The sequence below is a fragment of the Streptomyces sp. AC558_RSS880 genome (assembly GCF_019049255.1).
GTDB lineage: Bacteria > Actinomycetota > Actinomycetes > Streptomycetales > Streptomycetaceae > Streptomyces.
The window spans coordinates 1-1736 of record NZ_JAGMUJ010000181.1 but is presented as its reverse complement, the minus strand read 5'-3'; the positions used below and the strand labels follow the sequence as shown (position 1 = coordinate 1736).

1 pseudogene is annotated in these 1736 nt (G+C 72.9%); it reads right to left on the bottom strand.

Features of this window, described 5'->3' with window-relative positions:
• Positions 1-1736 (bottom strand): annotated as a pseudogene (locus KUM38_RS39385) (beta-ketoacyl synthase N-terminal-like domain-containing protein); the annotation flags it as partial.

Here is a 1736-nt window from a genome sequence, read left to right as displayed (position 1 = left end):
CCGGGACGGTCCTGCCCGTACGTCGCGATGATCGCCTGCGCCTCGATCGGGTCACCGAGCGTCGTGCCCGTACCGTGCGCCTCCACCGCGTCCACGTCCTGCTGGGTGAGACCGGCGTTGGCGAGCGCCTGCCGGATCACCCGCTGCTGCGAGGGGCCGTTCGGCGCGGTCAGACCGTTGCTCGCGCCGTCCTGGTTCACCGCCGAGCCACGCACCGTCGCCAGCACCCGATGCCCATGGCGCCGGGCGTCGGAGAGCCGCTCCACCAGCAGCACACCCACACCCTCGGACCACCCCGTCCCGTCCGCGGCGGCCGAGAACGCCTTGCACCGCCCGTCCGGTGCCATGCCGCGCTGGCGGCTGAACTCGACGAACAGGCCGGGGTTGGTCATGACGGTGACACCGCCGACGAGGGCCATGGTGCACTCGCCGTTGCGCAGTGCCTGGCCGGCCAGGTGCAGGGCCACCAGGGACGACGAGCACGCCGTGTCCACGGTGACGGCCGGTCCCTCGAACCCGAAGGTGTAGGCGACCCGGCCCGACACCACGCTCGCCGAGGAGCCGGTGCCGATGTAGCCCTCCACTTCCTCGGGGACCTCGGCGAGACGCGCCGCGTAGTCGTGGTACATGACGCCCGCGAAGACGCCCGTCTGGCTGCCGCGCAGCGCGGACGGATCGATCCCGGCCCGCTCGAACGCCTCCCACGACGTCTCCAGCAGCAACCGCTGCTGCGGGTCCATGGCGAGAGCCTCACGCGGGGAGATCCCGAAGAACCCGGCATCGAAGTCACCGGCGTCGTAGAGGAACCCGCCTTCGCACGCGTAGCTCTTCCCGGGCACGGTCGGGTCAGGGTCGTAGAGGTCTTCGAGGTCCCAGCCGCGGTCCTCGGGGAATCCGGCGATCGCGTCCCGGCCCTCGGCGACCAGGCGCCACAGGTCCTCCGGCGATTCCACCCCGCCGGGGTAACGGCACGCCATCCCCACGATGACCAGCGGATCGTCGTCGACCGTCCCGGCGGCGGTGGACGGCACCTGCCCAGCGGCGGCTGCCTCCGCACCGACCAGCTCTCCGCGCAGGAATCCAGCGAGCGCCGACGGGGTCGGGTAGTCGAACACCAGCGTCGCCGGCAAGCGCAGCCCCGTCGCCGCACTCAACCGGTTCCGCAGATCCACCGCGAGCATCGAGTCGAACCCGAGCTCCTTGAACGCCCGCCCGGCGCCCACCGCCTCCCCGGACTCATGACCCAGGACGGCGGCGACGACTTCGCACACCAACCCGACCAGCTCCCGCTCCTGTTCGGCGGGCTGCAGGTGCGCGATGCGCCGGGTGAGGGCGGAGGTCTCGTGGTCGTCCCCGACGGTGGCGGTGACCCTGCGCCTGGCCGCGCGGACGAGGCCGCTCAGCAGTGGCGGCAGCAGTCCGGCGTCGGCCTGGGCGCGCAGCGCGGCGGCGTCGAGCCGGATCGGCACGTTCAGGGTGGGGGCCGTCGGGGCGAGGGCGGCGTCGAAGAGCGCGAGCCCCTGTTCCTCGGTGAGGGGCACGATCCCCCTGCGGGCCAGCCGGGCGGCGTCGCCGTCGTCCAGGTGCCCGGTCATGCCACTGGCCTTCTCCCAGAAGCCCCAGGCCATGGAGGTGGCCGGGAGTCCTTCCGCGCGGCGGAGATGGGCGAGCGCGTCGAGATACGTGTTGGCCGCCGCGTAGTTCGCCTGACCGGGACCGCCCAGGATGCCGGAGAC